The sequence below is a fragment of the Nitrospirota bacterium genome, assembly GCA_040752355.1.
Lineage (GTDB): Bacteria > Nitrospirota > Thermodesulfovibrionia > Thermodesulfovibrionales > Dissulfurispiraceae > JBFMCP01.
Genome location: JBFMHE010000004.1, coordinates 84502 through 107291 on the forward strand (window position 1 = coordinate 84502; position 22790 = coordinate 107291).

The window sequence follows — 22790 nt, forward strand, 5'->3', positions numbered from 1 at the left end:
AGAGCTGATGGCTGACAGCTGATTGCTCTGCCATGCTCATGAAACTGCTCAAAGGCACCCGCATAGCGCTCAAGACGCTCTTCAGCCACAAGCTGCGGACCGCCCTTGCCACGCTCGGCATCGTCATCGGCGTCTGCTCGGTCATCGTCATGGTAGCCATCGGCGAAGGAGCGCAGCAGCAGGTGCTCTCGAAGATCCAGGCGATGGGCACCGACCTCGTCATGGTCACCGCAGGGCAGGTGAGGATCATTGCGGGCAGGCCGCGCCAGACCGGCACTACCACCACGCTCACGCTGCGGGACCTCAAGGCGATCGAGGAGGAAGCGCCGTCCGTAAAGGCCGTCGCCCCGGCCCAGAGCAAGAAGCTCCTGGTCAAATACGATACCGTCAGCACCTCGACGACGGTCACCGGCACCACCGAAGCGATCCTCCCGATACGGACGCTCTCCCTCGAGAAGGGGAGGTTCTTCAGCGATGACGAGAACAGGACCATGCAGCGGGTTGCGGTCATCGGGACCACGGTTGCGAAGAACCTCTTCGAGAACAGGGACCCCGTCGGCGAGAGCATCCGCATCGGGAAGGTCTCGTTCGAGGTGATCGGCGTGCTCGGAGAAAAGGGGACCGACCTGGTCGGGACCGACCAGGACGACGTCGTCTATATCCCGATCACGACCGCGTTGCGGCGGCTCTTCAATCTCACCTACATAAACAATATCTATATTCAGGCGAAGGATTCGGGCCGCATCGAGAAGGCCGCTGCCGAAGCAGCGGAGGTCCTGCGCGAGAAGCACCGGTTGCGCAATAAGGCCGACGACTTCACCATACAGAGCCAGACCGAGATCCTGAATACGGAGAAAGAGACCGCCCGGACCTTCACCAATCTCCTGAGCGCCGTTGCCGCGATCTCCCTGCTCGTCGGCGGCGTCGGCATCCTCGCGATCATGCTCATCTCGATCAAGGAGCGGACCAGGGAGATAGGCGTGCGCAGGGCGGTGGGGGCGCTGCGGCGCGACCTCCTGCTCCAGTTCATCATCGAGTCCCTCACCCTCAGCGTGAGCGGCGGCATAGCCGGGATCGTCCTCGGCGCCCTCATCTCCCTCGGCGCCGCTCATTTCACCCGATGGCCCCTCAGCCTTTCGGTCCCCGCGGTCATCGTCGCCTTTCTCTTCTCCGCCCTCATCGGCGTCGCCTTCGGCGTCTATCCCGCGGCAAAAGCGGCCCGCCTCGATCCGATCGAAGCCCTGCGGTCCGAATAAAAAAGGGCGCGCTCATGTTGAACATCCAGGGACGCTTGTGATATTCTTCCTTTTACATCGTGAACAGTACGGGACAGGTCAGGCCCCGCCTTCAGGCCTGCCGTTCACGGAACGAGAAGGGTGAGTATGGAATTTAAGGCCTGGTTTCAATGTATCAATCAGCAGTGCCGGGCGCGCTATCCGCTGAACTCCATCATCTACCGGTGCACGGCGTGCGGCTCGCTGCTGGAAGTGCAGCACGACCACGACGCCCTCATGTGCCGCAAGCCCGCCGAGTGGAAGAAGCTCTTCGAGGACCGGTACAAATCGACCGAGTGGCCTTACGGCTCCGGCGTGTGGGGCAAAAAAGAGTGGGTCCTGCCGAACGTTCACAACGATAATGTCGTTTCGCTGTACGAGGGCGGCACCAACCTCTTCTGGGCCGAGCGCTTCGGCAAGGTGATCGGCATCGACAATCTCTGGGTCAAGCTCTGCGGCAACTCCCACAGCGGCTCGTTCAAAGACCTCGGCATGACGGTGCTCGTCTCGCAGGTCAACCAGATGATCAGCGAGGGCGCCCCCATCAAGGCGGTCGCCTGCGCGTCGACCGGCGACACGTCCGCCGCCCTGGCGGTCTATTGTGCGGCGGCAGGCATCCAGTCCGTCGTCCTGCTGCCGAAAGGCAAGATATCGACGGCACAGCTCATTCAGCCCATCGCCAACGGCTCGCTGGTGTTGTCGCTCAACACCGATTTCGACGGCTGCATGCGCGTGGTACAGGAGATCACGAAGCGCGAAGACATCTACCTGGCCAACTCCATGAACTCCCTCCGCGTCGAGGGACAGAAGACCGTCGGCATCGAGATCGTCCAGCAGTTCGACTGGCAGGTGCCCGACGTGATCATCATCCCCGGCGGCAACCTCGGGAATGTCTCCGCACTGGGCAGCGGCCTGCTCATGATGAAAGAGCTCAACCTCATCGATAAGCTGCCGCGCATCGTGGTGGCCCAGGCAGAGCACGCCAACCCCCTCTACCGCTCGTATCTCAAGAACTTCGAGACCTTCGAGCCCATTCAGGCGCAGAACACGCTCGCGAGCGCCATTCAGATCGGCAATCCGGTCAGCGCCGAGAAAGCGATCCGCACCGTGAAGCAGTTCAACGGCATCGTCATGGACGCCACCGAGCAGGAGCTGGCCGACGCTGCGGCGCTCGGCGACAAGTCAGGCATGTTCAACTGCCCGCACACCGGCGTCGCCCTGGCAGCGCTGATCAAACTGATCAAGGCCGGAAAGATCGACAAGTCCGAGCGCGTCGTGGTCATCTCCACCGCCCACGGACTGAAGTTCACCGATTTCAAGGTCCGTTATCACGAAGGGACGCTCGACTTTCCCTGCCAGTACGCAAACAAGCCCATCGATCTCCCGCCGAGCGCGGATGCAGTCATGGACGCCCTGAATCACACTTTACTCAAGGGAGATAAATAGAGAATGCCCGAGAACACCAGGAAGTGGAAGCCTGCCACCCTTGCCATACACGGAGAGAAGCGCACGCCCAAACCGTACTATGCGGTCTCGACGCCGATTGTCCACACTTCGAACTTCTATTTCGATACCGCCGGTGATGTCTACGATTTCATGAAGGCGAAGGGTGAGGGCCGCGTGGTGCGCGAGCACGAATACGGACGCTACGGCAACCCGACCCAGCAGGAGTGCGAGCGCAAGCTGGCGGCTATCGAGGGCGCGGAGCGGGCGGTGCTGTTTTCGACCGGCATGAGCGCGGTGATCCTGACCCTCATGACCTATATGAAGCCCGAAGGCCATATCATATTCACCAACGACTGCTACCGCCAGACCCGCGACTTTGCGACGAATATGCTCTCGAAGTTCGGCATCCCGGTCTCCATCGTCGACCCGAATGCCGAAGCGGTCGCCCGGGCGATCAAACCCACTACCAACATCATCTTCACCGAGTCCCCGACGAATCCCTATCTGCGCATCCTCGACCTCCCGGCTATCGTCACGGTCGCGAAAAAGCACAACGTGATGACCGTCATCGACGCCACGCTGGCGACGCCGTATAACATAAAGCCGCTGGACAGGGGCGTGGATATCGTCATCCACTCCGCGACCAAGTACCTCGGCGGGCACAACGACCTGCTGGCAGGCGTCACCCTCGGCAAACACGATCTGCTCACCGATCTCTACAAGATGCAGCGGATGATCGGCGCCACGCCCGGCCCGCTCACCTGCTTCCTGCTCGAGCGCGGCCTGAAGACCTTCGCCATGCGTATGGAGCACCACAACCGCGCCGGTCTGGCCGTCGCCCGCATGCTGGAGGCTCACCCGAAGATCGAGAAGGTGTGGTATCCGGCGCTGGAGTCGCACCCGGACCACACGGTCGCGATGGAGCAGATGAACGGCTTCGGCAGCGTGATCACGTTCCTGCTCAAAGGCGGGGACAGGGAGACGCGGAGATTCATCGATGCGCTGGAGCTCTTCCTGATCACCCCCAGCCTCGGCGGCAGCGAGAGCCTGGTGACGCAGATGTCGACCATGTCGTTCTTCGATTATCCCGAGGACTACCGCCAGGCCATCGGCATGGTGGACAACCTCGTCCGGCTCGCGCTCGGCCTCGAGGACGTGGACGACCTGATCGCTGACCTGAAGCAGGCGCTGGACAGGATATAGACCGCGCTCCAGCGGCCGCCCGGTCTCCGCGAGGAGGAGCTCATTTCGGCAGACCGCTTCTGCCGCGCTGCTGCTTCCATTCGTACTCCATGAACACTTCTTCCTCTGCGGCAACGATCTTCCTGCTCAGCTCTTCCCGTTGCACGATGCTGAAGATGTGCTCCGCGTCTCCGAACAGACCTATCTCTTCACCGGCAAAATGCGCCTCCGTCGCCTCCCTCAGGAGGGAGAACCGGGCATTCCATTCCCGATGAACGGTACAGGCCGCCATCTGACCGAGAAACAGCTTGATGCGGCGGTGGTCTTCCATGGCGTAGATCACCCGCGGACGGACGGCGTCGTCTTCCTCGAGGGCCGAATAGAAGAACTGCTCCTCTCCCGCCATATGGGTTTCGAGGCTCTGCCTCAACTGCAGGAAGAGACCGGCCTCCTGCTCTGCCTGCTCTCTCGTCTCGGCGTCCACAGAAAGGCCGATCTTCCGGAGCAGGTCCAGTATGTAATCATGGTCCTCTTTGAGAATGGCAAGCATGTCCATGCCTTTCCTCCTCTCACGAAATGTCTTCTCTCTGGAATTTTCGGTGTTTTTTCAGGAAAGCGTTACGATACGTGCTGCGGGATGGGGGAATAACCTCTACTCAAAGGATATAGGCAGGAGCGCCACCTGTCAAGCGCGCCTCTCAGGCGGGAGCGCAGCACCCATGCGGCAGGGTGCTGTCGCCCCCCGCCGCTCTGATTAGTGCTTGGTTCTGTACAGAGCCTAGAACCTCACTTGGGGCGTCTCCCTCTGCGCCGCGGGTGTCTCGAAGTACTTCGCCTCCTCTACGCCGGCCAGCGCGGCGATGAACCTGCCGGCAAAGCTCCTGCGGTAGGAATTCAGACTCTGGACCGCCTCGTTGTACCGCTTCCGCTCCACGGCGATCCTGTTCTCCGTGCCCTCGAGACTGTCCTGCAGCTTCAGAAAGGACTCGTTCGCCTTCAGCTGCGGGTAGGCTTCCCGCAGCACGAGAAGACGCGAGAGGAGGCCTTCGAGCTGCTGCGAGGCCGCTATCTTTCCGGCAGGCGTCGGCGCCTGGAAATACTGCGTCCTCGCCTGGGCGATATTTTCGAAGATCTCCCGCTCGTGCTTTGCATACCCTTTCACCGTCTCGACGAGATTCGGGATGAGATCGTACCGCCGCTTGAGCTGGTTGTCCACCTGCGCCCACTGCGCCTTCACCTGCTCATCCATGGCGACCACCTTGTTGTACTGCCCGACGATCCACCCGCCGAACAGGACACCGATGACGACAAGGACACCGAGAACCACCAACAACGCCTTCACTCCCTGACTCATGGAACCTCCTCCTTTAGAAACAAATCCTAAACACTACTATCGAACCTCTAAACAAATTCGGAGATACAATCCTCACTTCTGATTTTTGTCGTTTTATATTGTTTCGGATTCAGTGCTTCGGATTTCGGATTTGCATTACCAGCTCCCCGATGCCCCCCCGCCGCCGAAGCCTCCGCCGCCTCCGCCGAAACCGCCGCCGAAGCCCCCGCTTCCGCCGCCGCCGAACCCGCCCCCGCCGTACCATCCACCATAATGGCCACCATAATGGCCACCGCCGCGGCGGCCTCCATAAGAGCCGGTCCTTCCTCCCGAGGCGGCGAAGAGCAGCAGGCAGAGGCCGGGATGCTTGATGAGAAAGACGGCGGCAATCAGAAGAAACACGAGAAGAAAGAAGCCCTGCGCAGGGCTGATCTTGTAAGCTTTCCTGCCATACTCCCGCTCGATCTTCGGGAAGCCGGTAATCTCGACCCCCTCGCGGTCGGCGATGGTCTTGATAACAGCGAGGGTGGCGTTCGTGACGCCGCCGCCGTAATCGCCCTTTCTGAAGTGGGGAACGAGATAGGTTCTGCCGATGGAGCCGACCATGCTGTCGGGGAGGACGGCTTCGAGCCCGTAGCCGACCTCGAAGCGGTAGCGCCGGTCCTTGAGGGCCACCGCGATCAGGACGCCGTTGTCCTTGCCCTTCTGTCCGAGCTTCCACTGCTCGGCCATGCGCAGAGAGAATCCCTCGATATCTTCGCCGTCGAGGCTCTCGATGGTGAGGATGACGACCTGGGCGGTCGTCTTCTGCTCCAGCTCGCGGAGATAGCCGTTCAGCTTCGCTTCGGCGCTGTCGTTGATAATGCCGGCGAGATCGACGACGTAGTCGGACGGCGCGGCAGGAGGTTCGGGAGTGGCGGCAGAGGCAGGTGAGAAACAAGAAGCGAGAAGCAAGAGGGCAAGAATGAACGATACGATAGAAACAGTACACAACGTCTCTTTACTTCCTGCTTCCCCCTCCATGCTTCCTGTTTTATTTATGTGCCTGGAGCTCATCGATGACGGCGCCTATACGCTCCGTGGCCTTGTAGTACTCTTCGAAAGCGGTCTCGATCTCGCCCTTCGAGAGGGTTATCTTCCTCTGCTTGAGCAGGAGCATCTTCTTGAATATGTCCGTCTCGACCGCGACCGTCTCGCAGAGCCGGTCGAGCACCGCGTGCTTCGGCACCGGCGGCTCCTGCCCCATGAGAGAGATGATCGCCCTGAAGAGGGGAATGTACCCGGTAATGGACTGGGAGAGCTTTTCGACGAGAAGCGGCTTCTTGTCGAGCGTGGCGACATACCCTTGCCTCAGCCCGATCAGCTTCGTCTTCACTTCGCGCTCGCACTGGAGCCTCAGGTGCGCCTTGTCGATCGTCAGTCCCTCGAGGATATCCTCACCGTAGACGGTCCGGTGGATGAGCCGCAGATCGGAGAACTCGATGGGAAAGACGTCGAGAGAGCCCCGGATATACGCGGCGGTCATGATGAGCGGCGCCGCGACATTCTTCTTCCTGTATTTATCGCCGATGGAAGCGAGGAACCTGAGGAAGCCGAAGTCCATCTCCTTGAGAACGACGAGGGAGTTGATGTCGGACACCTTTTCCTGGTAATCGGGCGTAAGCGCGCTGCCCGTGATGTGGAGAGAATGGAGGGCGCCGCCGTACCGGGCGAGCAGCTCTTCGAAGAACGGGGCTATCCGCGCAGCGACCGCCGGATCGACATCATATAAGGGTAACGAGGGACTATCAGACGGACTCATGTGAAATTATACCATACCGGAGGAAGCGCCCCGGCTGACGAAGGGAGGGGTTGCCTTATGCCGCAGGCATTTGCGCGATCTCCCGTTATTGTGACCTCCGTCACGGCGGCACCGGGGCTGTTTTTCTACAATAGCCCCATAGGCTGCCAGGAACAACAACATCCGGCCGGAGGCCCTCCTCTCCGGCCACTTTTTTTCCTCCCTCCCCCGCTCATTGTGCCAGGCGCTCTAAAATTATAACTTGACATTATCTGCTCCACTGGTGATAATGTGCATATGCACAAAATCAGCGAAGGAGGCATGGTATGAACGTTTGTTTTCCCGTACAGAAGGACGAGGGGCTCGAAAGCACGGTCTTCAACCACTTCGGCTCGGCCCCCCTGTTCGTCGTCGTCGACCTGGAGACCGGAGCGGTATCGACCATCGTCAATAAAGACCAGCACCACGCCCACGGCGCCTGCAACCCCCTCAAAGCGCTCGACAGCCGGAAGGTTGACGCGGTCGTCGTCGGCGGCATCGGCGGCGGCGCCCTGAACAGGCTGAACCAGTCGGGCATCAGGGTCTATCGCGCCGATGCGGCGAGCGTGAAAGAGAACGTCGCGAGACTTCAGGCGCAGCAGCTGCGTGAATACATGCCGCAGCAGTGCTGCGGCGGCCACACGCACGGCGGAGGATGCGCACACTAGCTCAGCTCGACCGCCGTTGCACAGAAGACGCGACGAGAGACTCCTCACTGTTGCGCATGCCCTGACAGGGGCGCTGGACAGAGATATCCAATTTTCGCAGAAAAGTATTACAATAGCGCTACGGAGAATAATCGCGACCGTGTAAGGAGGGTATTCATGCGAGACGATCTGTTCATAACAAGGGTGAGGGCGTTTCATTATGCCGTCGGTATTTTAGGAAACCAGCAGAACGATCCTCTCTGCGCCCAGTGCGCCGCCTTTGCGAGAACAGCCGAGGCGGTCACCAGCCGTTTCGCCGAATTCCAGACGGCCCATGCTGCGGAGCGCAAAAGACTCCCCGAGGAGCTCTCCGACATCTTCAGGGATATCATCGATAAGATAGCGATGCTCGACCGGCCCGACGAGCCGGTGCGCCAGAAGAAAGCGGGGAACTGCAAGCTTCCCTCCGGCCTCTGTTTTACCAAGGAGATCTCCGCCTTCTTCGAGAAGCTCGGGAGCTGAGCGCCGCAGCCGGGAAAGAGTACGCGTAATGCCCCGTCCAAAGAAGCCGAGAAAGTGCCGGTGCCCGTTCAAGGAGCACCAGGGACCGATCTGCAAACCTGTAGGCATGCCCATGAACGAGCTGAAGCAGGTCACGATCTATCGCGACGAGCTCGAGGCGATGCGGCTCTGCGACCTGAAGGACATGACCCAGCAGGAGGCGGGAGCGAGGATGGGCGTTTCCCGGGGCACGGTCCAGCGGCTCCTCTCGAGCGCCCGCAAGAAAGTGGTCAAAGCGATCACCGAATGCAAAGCCCTCGTCTTCGAGGAAGAGACGAATACTAAAAGCTGATCGAGAGGAACAGGTATTGCGTATTCAGCCCCTCGTTCTTGTCGTACAGGCTCCCGTTGGAGAGGTGGCGGAGACGGTAGGATGCCCGCAGGAGCCGCTTGCCCGCCGTCATCTCTATGCCGGCGCCGGCCATGGCGCTGAACAGGAAGGGCCCGTCGAGCTCCTTCCCGTCGATCCTCTTCCGGCTCGCATAATTCACCCCCCCGCCTATCTCGATGAAGGGCCGCACTGTTCCTGAAGGCGCTATCGCTCGAATAAGGGGAGCGATTCCCGTAATCACCGTCACCCGCCCCTCGTGCTCGATAAACTCGATATCCCCCTCGACGCCGAGACGGAACACCCGCGAGCCCGCCAGGGGTATGAAGACTGCAGGGGAGATGAGAAACTGCGTGGAGTTGACGCCGTTGAGGTTGATCCCCCCGCCGAGACCCAGCTCAAAAAGACGCCCCCCCGCCGCTGCATCGCACACAGCGCCGGCGGAGAGGACCAGGATCGTACAGAGCGCAAGCACCATCCCCGACGCGCGGACGACCGTCTTCATGATCTCCTCCTGTTATAATCCTGTACTAAGCAGGGAAATAAACAGCGGAACGGCTCCGAGGAACTCTCTTTTTTAAGTGTAGCGCTTTTTAACGGCAACGAAAAGAAGTTTTTCAGGCTTTCGCGTGCACCTTTTACTGCGTTCCGGCCGGTGTCCCGTCGCCGAGGCCCGGGAGTATTCTGGAGTAATGACGCTCCTGAGGCCCCATGCGCAGCCGCAGGGAAAGAAAGTGACTCCACCACGGTAGCCAAGAAGCAATAAGTCTACCACTGTAAAGCTCACTTGACTAACCGCTCTCTTTTTCCTTCACATCGGTTCATGTGCCACTCAGATTCATGTATACACTTGTATACCTGTCTGATTATGTATATACTATAAGTGATTCACAAAAGGGTTGCGGGGGGTGCAATGCTTGAGAAGCTGCCGCGTTTAGAAGACGACGACCTGATAACGCCTGAGGTCGGACTGTGGGCGGAATTTAAGTACAGGCTCGTGTGGAACTATGCAAAGATGTTCTCATCATCAATGAAATCAAAGTGGGATGCCCGGGTGTATATAGACCTCTATGCCGGTCCGGGACGCGCCAGACTGGAAAAAACAATGACAATTGTACCCGCCTCTCCGCTGCTGTCCTTAAACATTGCAGATCGGTTTGATAGATACATATTTTGTGAGAGCGACAGCATGAAAATAGAAGCCCTGAAAAAAAGAGTTGTACGGGATTACGCCGGGATCGATATCCGTTTCGTTGAGGACGATGTCAACAGCAACATCGAGAAGGTTATTTCACAGCTACCTGCTCATCGAAAAGATTTCAGAGTCCTCAGCTTTTGCTTCGTCGACCCGTACAGTATCAGAAATCTCAATTTCCAGACCATTCAACAGCTGTCGGAAAAGTATATGGATTTTCTCGTTCTCATACCCTCGGGAATGGATGCGAACAGAAACATTGATGCCTATTACATGCAAGAGTCGAGTACGGCTATCGAGTATTTTACCGGCTCCCCGAATTGGCGGGACGAGTGGCGTGCTCAAAGAGGCCGCTGGGATACGTTCGGTTCGTACTTTGCTGATCTCTTTGGAAGACAGATGAAGGCATTAGGATACATTTACGATGGGATTGCCGATATGGAGCTTGTGCGGTCGGTAGATAAAAACCTTCCGCTCTATCATTTGGCCTTCTTCAGCCGCAATAGATTGGGACAAAAGTTCTGGAAAGAAGCCAGGAGATATAGCGACGATCAACTCGACCTTCTATAATATCCGGCAAGGAGATGCGCAATGGCTCAGGCATCGAAGATAGAATGGACTCAGGTGACATGGAATCCTGTTACCGGGTGCTCAAAGATAAGCGAAGGCTGCAGGAACTGTTACGCTGAGCGCATGGCGTTGCGTCTCAAGGCAATGGGCAGTACACGCTATCGAAACGGTTTCAAACTGGCGCTTCATCATGATCTGGTAGATTTGCCCCTCCGCTGGAAAAAACCCAAGATCATCTTCGTAAACTCAATGAGCGACCTCTTCCATAAAGATGTTCCTTTGTCATTTATAAACAATGTGTTCACGACTATGAGCGAGGCACGCTGGCATGTATTTCAAATTGTGACGAAGAGAGCCGAGCGGCTTTCGGAGATATCAAACAAAGTCTCCTGGTCTCCGAACGTGTGGGTCGGCGTAACCGTTGAATCAAACAACTATCTATCTAGGATAGATGAACTCAGAAAAGTTCCTGCCTCAGTCAGATTCATCTCAATAGAACCGCTACTATCCGATCTGCCGGATCTCTCACTTGAAGGAATCGACTGGGTCATCGTCGGTGGTGAGTCAGGCCCGAAGAGCAGAGCCATGAAAGCCGAATGGGTGCGTGATATTAGAGAGCAATGCATCAAAACTAATGTCCCTTTCTTCTTCAAACAGTGGGGAGGGTTCAGGAAATCTAAAAGCGGCAGGATGCTGGATGGCTGCGTATGGGACGAGATGCCAGCAATGGTACCTACAGGGGCGGTTTAGGAGAGGTAGTTCAAGAGAAACCAGTATCTAAAAGAGAGAGATGCTATAATCCGATGGGTAAATAGCTACATTTCGATGAGCGAGGGGGATATGAATATTTCCAAGTTATCTTTTGGCGCACCCGCTGCTGAACGTGATATTGAGAAAGGACTTATTGAGTATTTCGTTGAGTCTGATGCTTATCGTCGTATTTTTAATAGGGAGAAGTTCATTTTATTGGGAAATAGAGGCTCAGGGAAGAGCGCCATTTTTAAAATCTTAGCAGAGAAGGAAAAAAATGCGGGCACTTTGGTTATTGAGCTTTCACCAGAGGATTATTCATATGAGATGTTCTCAGGAATAATGGCAAAAGAACATCAGGGATTTTGGGCTAAGCAGGGAGCGTATGCTGCTGCTTGGAAATATCTAATTTATATCTCAGTTATGAGAAGAGTTTCAGGACGTGGTGGGCTAAAGAGTGGAGCGGCCGCCAAAGTATATAATTTTTTGAGAGATAATTTTAAAGGACATCAAGACAATCCACTTGATATTCTTTTATCGTATTTAAAACGTTTTGAAGGGGTTAAAGTCGGACCTTATGAGGTCGGTGCGAAAACTCGTGAGTTACAGAAGCTTTATAAATTAGAAGAAATACAATCGCTCATACCGGATATTATTACTCTTTGCAAGCGCCAAAATGTTGTCCTGCTCGTAGATGAGTTAGACAGAGGCTGGGACGCATCAGAAGATGCTAAAGCATTTGTGGCAGGTTTGTTTCAGGCTGCTATTAAAATCAATGAGCATGCTCCATCTTTACGCGTATTGGTTTCATTAAGAAAGGAGCTTTATGATAATATCCCGGCTTTATATGAGGATGCCCAGAAGTATAGAGATATCATAGAAGAGATTCAATGGGATGAGCCTATGCTAATGCAAATGGTTACTAACCGGATTAGGTACTCTTTGCCAGAGCTTAAAGAGAAATCTATCGAGGAGTGTTGGAACTCAGTTTATGCTGAAACTTTAGATTACAGACAAACTAAGTCTTTTAATTATATGGTTGATCGCACTCTCTATAGACCTCGTGAAATAATCCAATTCTGTACTGAAACATCGCTCAAGGCAAGAGAGGTTAACTCGTGGCCTATCGACTATGATATTATCAGTAAGACCGAAGTAAAATATTCAGAAGATCGTGCTAAAGATATTGCTGCGGAATATAGGTTCCAGTATCCTGGCCTGTTAAAGGTGTTTGAGATCTTTCGTGGACTCTCCTACAATTTAGATCGCGACGGTCTGGAGCTACTGTGCCTAGGAATAACAATGGAAGAGTACAACGTTGATGAGGCGTCATCTTGGTGTCACAATCAGTCGCCTGAATTTCTAATTGAGGTATTATGGAGGATCGGATTTCTCAGGGCCCAAGCCGTGGGAGGAGTAAAAGGATTGAGAAGGAGTGGCAGCTCTTATCTCGGCCCCCATCAAATATCAAATCTCAATCTCCATACTATTTCTCGATTTCATGTTCATCCCATGTTTCGTAGTTTTCTTGCCATGAAAGAATCGCGGACTTGAGGTTACCCAGCTCACCGTCGAGGGAAAAAGGTGGTACTCAGCGACAATGTCGGGTACCGCCACCTGGAACATCGTGCCGTTGAGCACGGAGAGACATATAACGAAGCCGAGCGACAGGAGAATCTTCCGCCGTGCCTGCACCTCATCCATCGATGCACTTCCTTGCCCTGTTCAGCCGGTATCAGGCACGATGCAGGCCCGAACGGCTCGAAATCCCTATGCTCTCTCTATAACAACTTCGTCTACTTTCTTATTCCAGGAGAGGCGCTGCTACAGAGCCGATTCATAGCTCACTTCCCGCCTCCCATTGCGCGCTCTATATTCGCCTGCGCGACTTTGTAGTCGTACAGCGCCCCGTTGTATGCGGTCTCGGCGTTGCGGAAGGCGATGAGCGCGTCCGTCACCTCTATCGGGTCTCCCACGCCGGCATCATATCTTCCTGTGGCGATGTCGAGGTTCTCCCGCGCCTGCCGCACCGTCAGCTCGGCGGCGCCGATGCGCTCTTCCGCCTCATTCAGGTTGAGATAGGCCTGCTGTATCTCGAGCAGGATGAGCTGCCGCAGGGACTGCTCGTTCGCCCTGACCACATCGAGCGTCGCCCGTGCCTCGTCCACCTGGCTCCTGGTGAGAAATCCATTAAACAGCGGGAAGGAGACGACGGCGCCCACGCTCCATCCGTCGTCCAGGGGTGTCCGCTCCCCTGATGCCGAATACGACGCGCTGCCGCTCACCGTCGGGTAGTAGCCCTTGCGGGCGAGCTCGACCGACTGTTCCGCCGCGCGCCCCTGGAAGAGCGTCGACTGGAGGTCCGGCCTGTTGGCATAAGCGCGCGCAACGGCGCTGTCGAGCGATATATCGTATTTGGCGAAAGAGAGGCTGTCCTCCACCCTGAACTCCGGGGCGGTGGGGATGCCCATCGCATTCCTGAGCGTCACCCAGGCGATGCGATAGCTGTTCTCCGCCCGTATCTGGTCGAGCCGCGCAGTGCTCAGGTCGACCTCCGCCTTGGTCACATCGAACTTGGGTTTCAGCCCCACCTCGAAGAAGCCCTTCGCCTGCTCCAGGTGCTGCCCGAACTGCTTCACCACCTCCCGCGCCACCTCCCTGTTCCGGTCCGCCCGCAGCACGCCGTAATAGGATTCCCGGACATTGAGGACGATCTGGTCGGTAACGTCCTTCAGATCCATCCGCGATGCGTCGAAGGTGAAGCGCTGTATCCTGACCTGGGTCGAGGTCCTGCCGAAGTCGTAGAGATTCTGCCGCAGGGCTGCGGTTCCGCTGAATTCAGAATTCCGGCCGACGATGGTCCGCGATCCGGAACGGGAGGTGAAGTCGGAGGTGTCGTACCCTGCGGAGAGGTCGATCTGCGGGTAGTAGGAGGCAGCAGCCTGCCCTATCCTGCTCCGCACCGCCTCGACCGAACTGCCTGCGGCGGCGATGGCCGGATGACTCCGGAGCGCGATCGCCACGCACTGTTCGAGAGTGAGGAGCTCTCCCTCACGCAACACCCCGCCGGCTGTCGCACCTCCTGCCGCATTCGTCCCGTTCACCGCAGGAGCGGGATCCTGCGCTCCGGCAGGGACGCTCACGACCCCGGCCAACAGCAGCACAACCGACAGCACAATAACAAAACTACACCGTATGCCACGCATAAGCAACTTCCTTTCTATCACGTTCACGAAGCGCAATCCATCCTATTCATACCTCACTCCACGCCATAGAGATGCTATGCTCTGTGAGCGGTATGGTGAGCTTGCAGGAGGGCATGGATGCCCCCCCTTATCTGATAAATGGGCGAGCCCCCACACCTGCCCCAAAAAGACCTTGTCTTTCTGGGGACCCCATAGAACAGAAGGGCCCCGAAATGGCGAAGGCATTTCGGGTTGAGGGCAGGATGCTTTCTGAGAATGAGTCGAACAGAGCATAGCATCTTTATGGCGTGCGCAGATGCAGACGAGCCGATCGAGAGCTTACTCATACCGCAGCGCCTCTATCGGGTCGAGGAGCGACGCCTTGTATGCCGGGTAGAACCCGAAGAACATGCCGACGACCCCCGAAAAGCTGAAGGCCAGGACCACCGAGAGCAGCGAGACCGTCGTCGGCCATCCGGCGAGGGCCGAAAGGATCTCGGAGCCCGATATCCCGATGACGATGCCGAAAATGCCCCCGATCAGCGACAGCGTGAGCGCCTCTATGAGAAACTGCAGCCTGATATCCCAGGTCCGGGCCCCTATCGCCATGCGTATACCTATCTCCCGCGTCCGCTCCGTGACCGAAACGAGCATGATGTTCATGATCCCTATCCCGCCCACGAGGAGCGAGACCGAGGCGATGGCGCCGAGCAGTATGGTCATCACCCTGGTCGACTGCTCCTGCGTCTGCATCATCTGGGTGAGGTTCCTCACCGTAAAATCGTTATCCTGCCTCGGGCCGAGGCGATGGCGCTGTCTGAGCAGCTCGGTGATCTGGTGTTCGGCGTCGTCGAGGTCGTCGGCGCTCTTCGCCTTCACCATGATCGTCCTCACCATGCCGGGAAAGGCGGTCCCGAAGAGCTTTTTCTGCGCCGTCGTCACCGGCACATAGATCACATCGTCCTGGTCCTGCCCGTTCGGGGACTGGCCTTTGCGGTCGAGCATGCCGACCACGGTAAAAGGGACGTTCTTTATCCTCACGACCTGCCCCACGGGATCGGCGTCTCCGAAAAGATTGTCGACCACCGTCTGCCCGAGCAGGGCGACCTTGGCCGCGCTCCGCACATCGTCGCCGGTAAAGGCCCTCCCCGCAGCCAGAGGCCAATCCTTGACCTGCAGCATATCCGGGGTCGTGCCGGTCACCCCCGTCGACCAGTTCTGGCTTCCGGCGATGACCTGGCTGACGCCGTTCAATACCGGGGCGACATACTGGACAGCGGGGCTCTCGCGCTGTATCGCCTCTGCATCGGCCATCGAGAGCGTGGACTGCGTTCCCGCTCCCATCCGGACCCCGCCCGAGGTCGTGGCGCCGGGCAGTATGATGATGAGGTTGCTCCCCATGCTCGAGATCTGCTCGGCTATCCGCTGGCGCGCTCCCGAGCCCACGGCGAGCATCGCGATGACCGCGCCCACGCCGATGACGATCCCGAGCATCGTCAGCGACGAACGCATCTTGTTCACCATGAGCGACCTGAACGAAATACTTATGGTAGAGGAAAGATCGATCATATCCTTAGCTCTCAGCCATCAGCTGTCAGCTTTCAGCAAAGACAAAAGGCACAACGCGCAGAACCGTGCTCCCGCGAAGCTGCCGGCAGTCTGCCGATGGCTGACTGCTGATAGCTGATGGCTCATTCACATCGCCTCATCGCTCACGATCCTGCCGTCGACGAACCGGACGATGCGCCTGCCGTACGCGGCGATATCGGGCTCGTGGGTCACCAGCGCTATCGTTATTTTCGACTCGCTGTTCAGCTTCACGAAGAGCTCCATGATCTCGACGCTCGTCCGGGTATCGAGGTTCCCGGTCGGCTCGTCGGCAAAGATAAGCGGCGCTGCGTTCACCATGGAGCGCGCGATCGCGACGCGCTGCTGCTGCCCTCCCGAGAGCTGGCTGGTGAAGTGGTGCTCCCTCCCTGCAAGCCCTACGGTCCGGAGCGCCTCCCGCGCCCGCTCCCTGCGCTCCTTGGGCGGCACCCCGCTGTAGAGCATCGGCAGCTCGACGTTCTCGAGCGCCGAGGTCCTCCTGAGGAGGTTGAACCCCTGGAAGACGAAGCCGATCTTCCTGTTCCGTATCGACGCGCGCTCATCGCGGCTGAGCTGCGCCACATCTTCGCCGTCGAGCAGATACCGCCCGCTCGTCGGGGTGTCGAGACACCCGAGGATATTCATAAAGGTCGATTTGCCGGACCCCGACGGTCCCATGATCGCGATGAACTCCCCCTGCTCGACGCTGAGCGAGACATTGTCGAGCGCAGTGACCGCCACATCGCCCATCCGGTACACCTTCGCGAGCCCTTTCACATCGATGAGCGCCATGTCCTCCTCTCCTTAAAACATCCGGGGGCCTGACGGAGCGCGGCCGCCCTTCTGCTTCTCGAGGGATTCGACGATCACGCCCTGCCCTTCCCGCAGCGCTCCCGGCTGGACTTCGGTGTACATGCCGTCGCTTATGCCCGTGGTTACCGCAACCCGCTTCGGCGTACCGCTGTCGAGCACCCACACTCCCCTGCCCTTCTCCTTGTGCTGCGGCTGCTGCGGCTTCTGGCCGGAGGACCTTTTGCGGTCGTCAGGCAGCCGGAAGCGGAGCGCCGCGTTCGGGACCCTGAGCACATCGCTCTTGCTCGAGACGACAATGGAAAGGTTCGCCGTCATGCCGGGCTTGAGCTTGAGCTCGGCATTGTCCACCTTGACCACCACATCGTAGGTCACCACATTCTGGACGGTGATAGGGGCATTTCTCACCTCGGATACGCTGCCCTTGAAGACGAGGTCGGGATAGGCGTCCACCGTAAACTCGACCGGCTGCCCCACGGCAACCCGACCGATATCGGCCTCGGCGACATTGCTGTTGATCTGCATCTTCGTGAGGTCTTTCGCTATGGTGAAAAGCGTGGGCGTCTGGAAGCTCGCTGCCACGGTCTGCCCTACATCGACGCTCCTCGAGACGACGGTCCCGTCGACAGGGGAGAGGATCCGCGTGTACCGGAGATTGATCTCGGCCATTCTCAGGGCCGCCTCTGCCTGGGCCACCTGCGCCTTTGCCGCGCTCACCTGCGCCCGCGCGGTCTCGTAGTTCGTCTCCGCCGTATCCACCTCGCTGCGGGCGATGAAGTTCCTGGCGAAGAGCTCCTTGTTGCGCTCCGCGGTCCTCTTCGCGTCCGCACGCGCAGCCTCGGCCTTATCCAGGTTTGCCCTCGCCGAGAGGAGATTCGCCCGGGCCTGCGCCACCTGGGCCTCGAAGGTAGCGGGGTCGATCTGCGCGATCATCTGCCCCTGCCTGACCGGGGAGTTGAAATCGACATAAAGGCTCTTGACGGTGCCCGAGACCTGGGTGCCGACGAGGACCGTCGTCACCGCGTTCACCGTGCCCGTTGCAGTGACCGAGGCCGAGAGCACTCCCCTGGTGACCTCCTCGGTCCTGAACTTCACGCCGTTTTCCCTGCCCCCCAGCAGCGCAAACGCGACGGATGCGAGGACTGCAACAACAACCCCTGCCATGATACTCTTTTTCATCATGTCGTAAACTTCCCTTTCATTTCACGGTGCCTCTCATGAAGATATCGACGAAACCCCTGATCGTGGCATGCACATCGATGCTGCGGTATTTCTTGCGCATCAGGATTTCGTTCACATTGAAAAAGGAGAACAGCATGCCCAGGTAGGCGCGCGCGGCGGTCTCGGGATCGAATTTGCGCAGGGCCCCCTTCTTCTGCATCTCGCTGAAATAGGAGGCGAGGGCCTTGAAGACCTCGTCGACGAAGGTGTGGTACACCGTCTGGATCTTCTCGGGATATCGCTGCATCTCGGCATGCATGATCCTGATGAGGTCTTTCCGCTGGTCGAGGGTCTCGAGGAAACGGCGCGCGATCACCGTCAGCGCCTTGTCGTACGCCATGTCCCGCACTTCGGGGAGTATCCCCTTGAGGGCCGGCAGGAATGAATAGGCAGTGATGACCTCTTCGAAGAGCTCTTCCTTCGAGGAGAAGTGGCGGAAGAGCGTCACCTCGGCGATGCCCGCTTCCCGGGCGATCTCCCGTGTCGTCGCGCCCAGATACCCTTCACGGGAAAACAGCTTCAGTGCTGTTTCGAGTATCTTGTCCCTCGTCGGGACCGCTTCATCCGTATGCTGCATACTGCCGCTGCTCCCTCTCTCAATACGGCACGGAACCGCAGAAGACATAGGTGTAAGTGCTTACTAACATGGTAGATTACCGCAGAGCGAGGGGCGATGTCAATGGAAGGGGTGAAGGGAGCTCACAAGGGGGCTGCGAAAAAGGGAACAGGACCGCCGGTCAGCTCTTGATGCAGACACTCCTGACGAAGGTGAGCGCCGAGAGCGCGTCGAGAAGTCTTTTGAGCGAGGTCTTCCGGTAGAAGGCGACGGTGAAACGGAAGGTCGTCTCCCCACCCTCCCTGCAGTGCTCGTAATCGACATTCTGGACTATCGCCCCGGAGCGCTCGATGACCGAGGTGAGGGAATCCTCATCGACATCCGCCTCGGCGCTGACGGTGACGAAGCGGAAGGTCTGCTTCGGCATCTTCCGTTCGACGATTCTCAGCACCATGAGGGTGATAAGGGTTATGATGAAGGCGACAATGCTCGCCAGGTAGAGACCCCTGCCGATGGCGAGCCCGATCGCCGAGACGATCCAGATGCAGGCAGCGGTCGTCAGCCCCTGTACCGTGAAGCCCGTCTTCAGGATGACGCCCGCCCCGAGAAAGCCGACGCCGGTGATCGCGCCTGCCGCGATCCTGCCGGGATCGGCCCGGACATAGGCGGGGTCGAAACCGTCCAGCGTGATATTGTACTCGGAGACGATCATGAGGAGCACGCAGGCGACACAGACGAGCAGCTGCGTCCTGAACCCGGCAGGCCGGCCGTGTATCTGGCGCTCGAACCCGATGATACCGCCGATGACGGTGCCGAGCAGAAGGCGGAAGACTATTTCGGTCTCTGAAATCATAGAATTTATTATAAGTTATCGACGATACGTAATGATAGTTGAGGAGTGCACGCTAAGGGATGGTCTTCCTCGGGCTGGCGGATGCCTCCGGCGTTGCAGCAAGCCCGAGCGAGGCGAGCTCCTCCACGATCAGAGCGGCCAGCCGGGGGACGCCCGCCCTCACCTCATCGGACAGCTCGAGCCCCGTATCCATGCTCTTGGGCTCGATACCGAGGAGCACGATGCGCCGGGGCATCGAATCGGTCAACTGGGCGGCGGCGAGGAGATCGGAGAGCCCGAGCTGGTGCGGAGATATCTTGCTGTTGAAGAGAGCGGGAACGTCAGCCCCTTCCAGGCGAATGATCGTGCCGGGCGGATTTCCTGTCCTCACCACATCGACAATGATGACGGCGTCCCTGTTCTGGATGTAATGGAGCAGCTCGATGCCCATGGTGCCGCCGTCGATCACTTCGACGCCTTCGGGCACGCGATAGCGGTCCTGGAACTCCTCGACGACGCGGACGCCCGCGCCCTCATCGCTCAAGAGAAGATTGCCTATGCCCATGACGAGAATGTTCATGATTATAAATATAGAATCCGGGAGCCGGAATTCCGGCTCCCGGATTCTGAGCCTAAAACGCCCTTACCTTCACGATCTCCTTCTTGTCCGTATCGACCACATGGATCGCGCAGGCGAGGCAGGGATCGAAGGAATGGACGGTCCTCAGCACCTCGAGCGGCTTTTCGGGGTCTGCGACGGGATTGCCGATGAGCGACGCCTCGTAGGGGCCGAGCTGGTCGTTGCCGTTCCGCGGCCCCGCGTTCCAGGTCGAGGGCACGACAGCCTGGTAGTTCTTGATCTTGCCCTTGTCGATAACGACCCAGTGCGAGAGCACGCCGCGCGGCGCCTCGTGGAACCCGAAGCCCTTGACCTCGCCCCTCGGGAACTCGGGGCGGTTGAAGGTGGCCGTATCGCCTTTCGCAACATTGTCCATGAGCGCCTGCCACTGCTTCTGGAGGGTCTCGTACATGACTGCGCAGCGCACTGCCCGGGCGGCGTGGCGGCCGATGGTAGAGTGGAGCGCAGCGAGGGGGACCTTCGCGCCTGCAAGGCTGCTCACCGTGGCGAGGGCTTTATCGGCATACTTCTTCGTCGGCGCATGGCCGGCCGCGTACATGCAGAGGACATTCGCGAGGGGGCCGACCTGGGCGGGCTTGCCGTTGAAGGTCGGCGACTTCACCCAGGAGTATTTCCCGTTGTCCTGGAAATCGGTGTACTGCGGAACGGTCTCCTCCTCCCACGGATGGCGGCTCCAGGCGCCTTCGTACCAGGAGTGCTTGACGCTCTCTTTGACGCCGGCCCTGAAGAGCTCGTCCTGGAAGCTCCTGATCGGCTTGAAGCTGCCGATATTGCCGGCCTCGATAGAGCCGCCGGGGTGCTCGAAGAGGGTGCCCCTGGTATCCATCGGGAAGTCGGGGACAGAGAGATAGTTGGTCACCCCTGCGCCGTACCTGGTCCAGTCGGCATAGAAGGCGCCGACAGCGCAGACATCGACGAAATAGACTTCGTTGACGAAGTCGCCGAGCTCGTCGATGAGGGTCTTGATGTAGTAGAGCCGCTCCATGTTCAGCGTCGAGGGGCTGTCGGGGTTGATGGGATTCGCAACGCCTCCGACCGCGAGGTTCTGGATATGCGGGGTCTTGCCGCCGAGGATCGAGACGATCATGTTCGCCTTGCGCTGGTACTCGAGCGCCTGCAGGTAGTGGGCCGCGGCGAGGAGGTTCACCTCGGGCGAGAGCTTCATCGCCGGGTGGCCCCAGTAGCCGTTCGTAAAGATGCCGAGCTGCCCGGTGCCGACGAAGGTCTTCAGCCTCTCCTGCACTTCCTTGAAGTGCTGCGCGCTGTTCTGGTGCCAGGTCGAGACGCTCTGGGCGGTCTGCGCGGTCTTCCTGGGGTCTGCCTTCAGGGCCGAGACGATATCCACCCAGTCGAGTGCGGAAAGGTGGTAGAAGTGGACGATGTGGTCATGAATGGCATGGGCGGCGATGATGAGGTTTCGTATGTATTGCGCATTCAGGGGGATCTCCATCTTCAAGGCGTTCTCGACGGCCCGCACCGAAGCGATGGCATGCACGGTGGTGCAGACGCCGCAGATCCGCTGTGTGAAGAGCCACGCCTCGCGCGGGTCGCGCCCCTTGAGGATCAGCTCGATGCCGCGCCACATCTGGCCCGACGACCAGGCGTTCTTTACCTGGCCGCCGTCGATCTCGCAGTCTATTCTCAAATGTCCTTCGATTCTTGTAACCGGATCAATCGTGATTCGTTTTGACATGGAATATTCCTCCTCGATAGTTATGCATGCTTCAGGCTCGGCAGCACGGGAAGGGTCTTGACAAAGAGCAGGTAGCCCATGATCTCCACCGCGATCAAACCGACTGTTATCATTGTTTCCGAAAAGGACGGGAAGTAGTGCCATCCGGGACCGGGATCGAATCCCACCAGGAATGTGTTGAAGCGGTATACCGCACCCGCCAGCAGCATGAGGACGGCGCCGATAAAGAGCATGCGCGGCCTCTCCCTGTTTGCCGGGCTGAAGAGAATAACCGTGGGTATCAGGTAGAGCAGGTTTTCGACAATGAACATGATGCTCTTCATATCTCCCCTGAAGACAAGGCCGAGCTCGCCTCTTCCGATGAGGTCGCCGAACCGTATCACGAGGTAGAGCGCAAGGAGCTTGGGGATAATCGCGCTGAGCTTGGCAAGGAGGCCGGTCTCCAGGGGCCTTCTGAATCCGACGGAAGAGAGGATCGATTCGAAGACGACGATCGCATACCCCATGGTAATCGAAGTGATCAGGAAGAGCAGCGGCAGGAATCCTGTCTGCCAGAGCGGGGAGACCTTCTGCCCGGCGATATAGACCAGCAGCCCCAGCGACGACTGGTGCATGGTGGGCAGGAGCACGCCCACCGCGATGAACAGGAAGAGCACCTTCCTGAGCACTTTGAGCATCCTCTCCTTGTTCCATCTCTCCAGAAAGGAGGGGGCGAACTCTATCCAGAGCACCATGATGTACGTCGTAACGCACAAGGCCACCTCGAACATGACGGAGCTCAGCTGGGAATACCAGGGAAGGATCAGATTGTACGCCTGCCAGTAGCGGCCCACGTCGAAGAATATCGATACGCCGGCAAGCGTGTAGCCGAACATGCTCGCGAGGATCGCGGAGCGGATGAGGGGATAATAGGTCTTTTTATTGAGCACATATACCAGCATCGCCAGCGCATACCCGCCGCAGGCAAAGGCAGTGCCCACGACCACATCATAGGTGATCCAGATGCCCCAGGGGTACCCGTCGCTCATGTTGGACACCGCGCCGATGCCGTAGACGAAACGCTTGACGAGCAGGACGCCTGCAAAGAGCGCAACGGCCGCAAGCACGAGAAAAGGCCTGGTGACGATTTTTCCGCCGAGCGGTCTAAACTCTCCCATGTCT

The 22790-nt window shown here is 58.3% G+C and carries 23 protein-coding genes; 9 read left to right on the forward strand and 14 right to left on the reverse strand.

Annotation, left to right across the window (positions count from 1 at the left end):
* The first annotated feature begins 32 nt into the window (after nt 1-32).
* The 3 genes from AB1805_04245 to AB1805_04255 all read left to right on the forward strand — a co-directional run bounded on the left by AB1805_04245 (nt 33) and on the right by AB1805_04255 (nt 3923).
* Nucleotides 33-1256 carry an ABC transporter permease gene (locus tag AB1805_04245; protein ID MEW5744636.1) on the forward strand — a complete coding sequence of 408 codons (1224 nt, stop codon included), beginning with the start codon at nt 33-35 and terminating at the stop codon, nt 1254-1256.
* 126 nt (nt 1257-1382) lie between these two features.
* Nucleotides 1383-2720: a threonine synthase gene (gene thrC / locus AB1805_04250; protein ID MEW5744637.1), complete on the forward strand. Its 1338-nt coding sequence runs from the start codon at nt 1383-1385 to the stop codon at nt 2718-2720.
* Between the two features lie 3 nt (nt 2721-2723).
* On the forward strand, nt 2724-3923 hold the full coding sequence (locus AB1805_04255) for an aminotransferase class I/II-fold pyridoxal phosphate-dependent enzyme (protein MEW5744638.1): 1200 nt from the start codon (nt 2724-2726) through the stop codon (nt 3921-3923).
* A 40-nt stretch (nt 3924-3963) separates the two neighbouring features.
* On the opposite strand, the gene AB1805_04260 is transcribed toward AB1805_04255, so the two are convergent.
* The 4 genes from AB1805_04260 to AB1805_04275 form a co-directional block, all read right to left on the reverse strand.
* The gene (locus tag AB1805_04260) at nt 3964-4458 is read right to left on the reverse strand and encodes a hemerythrin domain-containing protein (GenBank protein ID MEW5744639.1); all 495 of its coding nucleotides are present in this window, start codon (nt 4456-4458) and stop codon (nt 3964-3966) included.
* 222 nt (nt 4459-4680) lie between these two features.
* Nucleotides 4681-5256 (reverse strand): LemA family protein, encoded by a 576-nt coding sequence (locus AB1805_04265; GenBank protein MEW5744640.1) that lies wholly within the window; start codon nt 5254-5256, stop codon nt 4681-4683.
* Nucleotides 5257-5391: 135 nt separating this feature from the next.
* Complete coding sequence (locus AB1805_04270; GenBank protein MEW5744641.1) at nt 5392-6258, reverse strand: TPM domain-containing protein; 867 nt, start codon at nt 6256-6258, stop codon at nt 5392-5394.
* A 10-nt stretch (nt 6259-6268) separates the two neighbouring features.
* Complete coding sequence (locus AB1805_04275; protein MEW5744642.1) at nt 6269-7036, reverse strand: hypothetical protein; 768 nt, start codon at nt 7034-7036, stop codon at nt 6269-6271.
* 305 nt (nt 7037-7341) lie between these two features.
* Between AB1805_04275 and AB1805_04280 the strand changes: the two genes are divergently transcribed.
* The 3 genes from AB1805_04280 to AB1805_04290 all read left to right on the forward strand — a co-directional run bounded on the left by AB1805_04280 (nt 7342) and on the right by AB1805_04290 (nt 8554).
* Entirely contained in the window at nt 7342-7722 is a 381-nt protein-coding gene (locus AB1805_04280) for a NifB/NifX family molybdenum-iron cluster-binding protein (GenBank protein ID MEW5744643.1), read from the forward strand.
* Nucleotides 7723-7878: 156 nt separating this feature from the next.
* Nucleotides 7879-8223 (forward strand): hypothetical protein, encoded by a 345-nt coding sequence (locus AB1805_04285; GenBank protein MEW5744644.1) that lies wholly within the window; start codon nt 7879-7881, stop codon nt 8221-8223.
* Between the two features lie 28 nt (nt 8224-8251).
* Entirely contained in the window at nt 8252-8554 is a 303-nt protein-coding gene (locus tag AB1805_04290; GenBank protein MEW5744645.1) for a DUF134 domain-containing protein, read from the forward strand.
* On the opposite strand, the gene AB1805_04295 is transcribed toward AB1805_04290, so the two are convergent.
* The gene (locus AB1805_04295; protein MEW5744646.1) at nt 8544-9095 is read right to left on the reverse strand and encodes an acyloxyacyl hydrolase; all 552 of its coding nucleotides are present in this window, start codon (nt 9093-9095) and stop codon (nt 8544-8546) included. The two genes, AB1805_04290 and AB1805_04295, sit on opposite strands and share 11 nt — an antisense overlap.
* A 408-nt stretch (nt 9096-9503) precedes the next feature.
* On the opposite strand from AB1805_04295, the gene tcmP reads away from it, so the two are divergent.
* The 3 genes from tcmP (at nt 9504) to AB1805_04310 (ending at nt 12659) form a co-directional block, all read left to right on the forward strand.
* Nucleotides 9504-10355, forward strand: a complete 852-nt coding sequence (tcmP, locus tag AB1805_04300; protein MEW5744647.1) for a three-Cys-motif partner protein TcmP — start codon at nt 9504-9506, stop codon at nt 10353-10355.
* A 21-nt stretch (nt 10356-10376) separates the two neighbouring features.
* Nucleotides 10377-11105 carry a phage Gp37/Gp68 family protein gene (locus tag AB1805_04305; GenBank protein ID MEW5744648.1) on the forward strand — a complete coding sequence of 243 codons (729 nt, stop codon included), beginning with the start codon at nt 10377-10379 and terminating at the stop codon, nt 11103-11105.
* A gap of 90 nt (nt 11106-11195) precedes the next feature.
* Nucleotides 11196-12659, forward strand: a complete 1464-nt coding sequence (locus AB1805_04310) for a hypothetical protein (GenBank protein ID MEW5744649.1) — start codon at nt 11196-11198, stop codon at nt 12657-12659.
* A gap of 290 nt (nt 12660-12949) precedes the next feature.
* On the opposite strand, the gene AB1805_04315 is transcribed toward AB1805_04310, so the two are convergent.
* From AB1805_04315 to hybB, 9 genes are all read right to left on the reverse strand, one after another.
* Entirely contained in the window at nt 12950-14311 is a 1362-nt protein-coding gene (locus AB1805_04315; GenBank protein MEW5744650.1) for a TolC family protein, read from the reverse strand.
* 318 nt (nt 14312-14629) lie between these two features.
* Complete coding sequence (locus AB1805_04320) at nt 14630-15859, reverse strand: ABC transporter permease (GenBank protein ID MEW5744651.1); 1230 nt, start codon at nt 15857-15859, stop codon at nt 14630-14632.
* A 126-nt stretch (nt 15860-15985) separates the two neighbouring features.
* A complete protein-coding gene (locus AB1805_04325) occupies nt 15986-16669 on the reverse strand; it encodes an ABC transporter ATP-binding protein (protein ID MEW5744652.1) in 684 nt (227 codons plus the stop codon).
* A 12-nt stretch (nt 16670-16681) separates the two neighbouring features.
* Complete coding sequence (locus AB1805_04330) at nt 16682-17869, reverse strand: efflux RND transporter periplasmic adaptor subunit (protein MEW5744653.1); 1188 nt, start codon at nt 17867-17869, stop codon at nt 16682-16684.
* A 16-nt stretch (nt 17870-17885) separates the two neighbouring features.
* Nucleotides 17886-18485 carry a TetR/AcrR family transcriptional regulator gene (locus AB1805_04335; GenBank protein MEW5744654.1) on the reverse strand — a complete coding sequence of 200 codons (600 nt, stop codon included), beginning with the start codon at nt 18483-18485 and terminating at the stop codon, nt 17886-17888.
* A 160-nt stretch (nt 18486-18645) separates the two neighbouring features.
* Nucleotides 18646-19317 (reverse strand): MgtC/SapB family protein, encoded by a 672-nt coding sequence (locus AB1805_04340; protein ID MEW5744655.1) that lies wholly within the window; start codon nt 19315-19317, stop codon nt 18646-18648.
* 52 nt (nt 19318-19369) lie between these two features.
* Nucleotides 19370-19876 (reverse strand): HyaD/HybD family hydrogenase maturation endopeptidase, encoded by a 507-nt coding sequence (locus AB1805_04345; GenBank protein MEW5744656.1) that lies wholly within the window; start codon nt 19874-19876, stop codon nt 19370-19372.
* 52 nt (nt 19877-19928) lie between these two features.
* Nucleotides 19929-21629, reverse strand: a complete 1701-nt coding sequence (locus tag AB1805_04350) for a nickel-dependent hydrogenase large subunit (protein ID MEW5744657.1) — start codon at nt 21627-21629, stop codon at nt 19929-19931.
* 20 nt (nt 21630-21649) lie between these two features.
* The gene (gene hybB, locus AB1805_04355) at nt 21650-22786 is read right to left on the reverse strand and encodes a Ni/Fe-hydrogenase cytochrome b subunit (GenBank protein MEW5744658.1); all 1137 of its coding nucleotides are present in this window, start codon (nt 22784-22786) and stop codon (nt 21650-21652) included.
* Nucleotides 22787-22790 lie beyond the last annotated feature (4 nt).